Annotated in this window: 2 protein-coding genes, 1 pseudogene and 1 riboswitch; of the genes and pseudogenes, 1 reads left to right on the plus strand and 2 read right to left on the minus strand. The window is 46.5% G+C overall.

The genetic code is table 11. The annotated features are described in order from the left end of the window. The first annotated feature begins 451 nt into the window (after positions 1–451). The gene (gene cspD / locus BZG79_RS13160) at positions 452–673 is read left to right on the plus strand and encodes a cold shock domain-containing protein CspD (protein WP_021022429.1); all 222 of its coding nucleotides are present in this window, start codon (positions 452–454) and stop codon (positions 671–673) included. 87 nt (positions 674–760) lie between these two features. Here the strand turns inward: cspD and BZG79_RS13165 are convergent, their stop codons facing one another. Beyond that, entirely contained in the window at positions 761–1,342 is a 582-nt protein-coding gene (locus BZG79_RS13165; RefSeq protein WP_021022430.1) for a thymidine kinase, read from the minus strand. Between the two features lie 110 nt (positions 1,343–1,452). Further along, positions 1,453–2,786, minus strand: a pseudogene (locus BZG79_RS13170) (Na+/H+ antiporter NhaC family protein). Positions 2,787–2,874: 88 nt separating this feature from the next. Next, positions 2,875–3,056: riboswitch (Lysine riboswitch) on the minus strand. Positions 3,057–3,272 lie beyond the last annotated feature (216 nt).

The following is a 3,272-nucleotide window of genomic DNA, read 5'->3' on the forward strand; positions in this document are numbered from 1 at the left end:
ACCTTCATGTTTACGCATTTGGCGCTAACCCGCATTCGTAAACTCGATACCGAGCCGGCAAGCAACGTCAAATCACAACAAAAAAACAACTCCTCAAACAAAACATTATTAAACAATGTGTTATGTAAAACCAACCATAAAAACAACACTTATCACGAGCAAAAAAGCACCGATAACAGTCCGACATTCATGCAAATGACATGTCTGTTCTTTAATGAATTATCGTCACTCCCTCACACTTTTTCGATTTATTATTACATTCTTGTTATATGTTATAGCCAGCGCTTGACTGCCTAAAAGTATCTACTAAAGTGGATTGTGTGGTAGGTAAATGACCAAGCTGGCTTCGGTCAGTCTGCGCCAGGGGGAATCCCAAGCTCAAGGCTAACCAGAAGGTGACAAGGCGTTTATCACGAGGTATGCAAAGTTTGATGCAAGAAGGATGTGTCGCATGGAAACTGGTACAGTAAAATGGTTTAACAATGCAAAAGGATTTGGCTTTATTTGTCCAGGAGAAGGGGAAGGAGACGTATTCGCTCACTACTCTACGATTCAAATGGATGGATATAAGACATTAAAAGCGGGGCAAACTGTCAGCTACGAAGTCGAGGAAGGACCCAAAGGCTACCATGCCAGCCAAATTGTGCCAGTCGATCAAGAGGCAGTGAAATAGCACTAATCCCGATCGGCCAAATTGAAGAAAAGGCGAGCTGCTGCTCGCCTTTTTTGTCTTTTCAGTGTGTCACACCGGTTCCATTGCTCAGAGCAGTCCGAGCATCTGCTTGTAGTGGCGACGACAAACAGAGACATAACGTTCATTGCCCCCAATCACAACCTGATCGCCATCTGCAATCGCGTTGCCTTCAGCGTCTTGCCGAATGACACGACTGGCTTTACGTCCACAATGACACACAGTTTTAAGCTCCACCAATTTGTCAGCCCACGCGAGTAAGTACTGTGACCCTTCAAACAATTCACCACGAAAATCGGTACGCAAACCATAACATAGGACAGGGATCCGCAATTTATCCACGACATCAGTCAGTTCCAGTACTTGCTGCTTGGTTAAAAACTGGCTCTCGTCAATTAACAAACAGTCGACTTTGTCCTGAGATAAAATGGCCGCCACATGCTCAAACAACGACGTTTGGTTGTCATACAGATGTGCATCCGCGTCCAGGCCTATACGCGAACTTATTTTACCTTGCCCGTAGCGATTATCGATCGCGGCGGTGAACAGTAAAGGCTGCATCCCACGCTCTTGATAATTGAACGCAGATTGCAACAAGGTGGTCGATTTACCGGCATTCATTGCCGAATAGTAAAAATATAACTGGGCCATAACTGTCTCTACACCTAACGCCCTACTTCAGGGCCAACATCATTCAATACACCGGCATGCTACCGAACCCGCAGAAAAAGAAAAGCCCCGATTATGCGGGGCTTGAACGACTATCCTTTCAATTGACAGGGCCGCTTTTTAAGCCAAAGTAACCCCGAGCACAAAAGAATGAACGCCAGCGTCGACGCGGCTAATGACCATAACAAAGAGGCGGTAAAGCCAAGCACTAAGAAGCCAAATGTCGCAACGACTGCGCCCCCGATTGCGTAAGGTAGCTGCGTGGCGACATGGTCAATATGCCCACAGCGCGCCCCTGTTGAGGATAAAATAGTGGTATCTGAGATAGGAGAGCAATGATCGCCAAATACAGCACCGGCTAATACCGCAGACAGCATCGGCAACATCAGCGCAATATCCGTCGCTGCCGCAAGATCCCCCGCAATCGGGAGCATAATACCAAATGATTTACCCGTTTGTAAATCACCAATGATATGGCCAATCGACCAAGCAAATAGCAATATAAGAATCGCACCAAACATTGATTTAGCGCCGACCCATAACGTCTTCGCAATATCGGGCTTAGCAATGCCTTGTTTAACCGTCATCACTAGCGCAACAAACAGGCCGGCCAGTCCGCCCCACAGTAATGACATGCCGACGTCGGTATTCTCAAACGCTCCCAGGATAGAGAATGCATGATGATCAGCGGCTAAAGATTGCGCACCGGTGTAAAGCATGGCGCTAATCGTGGCGATCACTAGCACGACTATCGGGGCCACCAGATCCGCTACACTGCCATTTTCACTTTCTTCGATGCCTAAATCATCGCAAATATCAGCACAATGTTCGCTTTCATCACCTAATCGGCTGCCTTTTTTTGCTTGGTATTCAAATTGGCGCATAGGGCCAATATCAAGCTGAAACCAGACCACGGCAAACACTAACAGCAGCGCAAAAATGGCATAAAAGTTCATCGGAATCATGATGACAAAGGCACCCAGTGCGGTGTAATCGGTAACACCATGCGCAACCAAGATAGAGCCAATAACGGTAATGATATAGGCGCCCCAGCTGGAAGCCGGTGTAATCACACACATAGGCGCCGCGGTCGAGTCGAGAATATAGGCAAGTTTTGCCCGTGAAACATGAAAACGATCCGTGACTGGGCGAGAAACGGCCCCTACCGCTAAGCTATTAAAGTAATCATCAACAAAGATGAATACCCCAAGAAAAGCAGCCAGTAACTTCCGATAAATAAGCTAGTGATCACGTCCAGTAAATACTGACTAGCGGGCACAAGTGAAAAATCCGTCAGTAATACGGTGCCAAGGATTATCCCCATACCCAACGACAATAAGACACGTCGAGTTGCAATCGCGAGACCCAAGGCCAGCAACGGAGGAAGCAGTGATAAAGCGGATGAAGAAAAGTCTGTTAAGTTCATGATCTCAATATCAACCAGGTGGTTGGAGATCTACTGCAGAAACGAAGACGGTAAGGCGTGGTATTACACGGCAAACAACTTGCCTCCTACATACAGTAGCGCTCCATAGTGTGTTTCTAAGTACTATGGCAGTGCTGCTCCTATTCGGTAACAGCCCCAGCTCAATCGGTGTGATGACCTGATTGGCTTCGGCATTGTTTCCTTTTATGCGCCCTCATCGGTATCACCCTCTTGCGCACGACTCATAAACAACGCACCTCTACGTTAAGCGAAGTGCATTCTACACATCGTGCTCACTATCGCAACTGTTTATGTTTGAAAAATCATCGGCTCGTTGTCAGGCGTTCTATTCCTTTTCCATGCCAATGATAAACGACGCGCATTCTATTTTTTTAGACACAAGAATCAAAACGCCACTAAAACTATACGCTAGGATTGCGAATAACTTGCAAATAATGAACAATGTGGCGTATTAATATATGTAAT

The organism is Salinivibrio sp. MA427, assembly GCF_001996115.1.
Lineage (GTDB): Bacteria > Pseudomonadota > Gammaproteobacteria > Enterobacterales > Vibrionaceae > Salinivibrio > Salinivibrio costicola.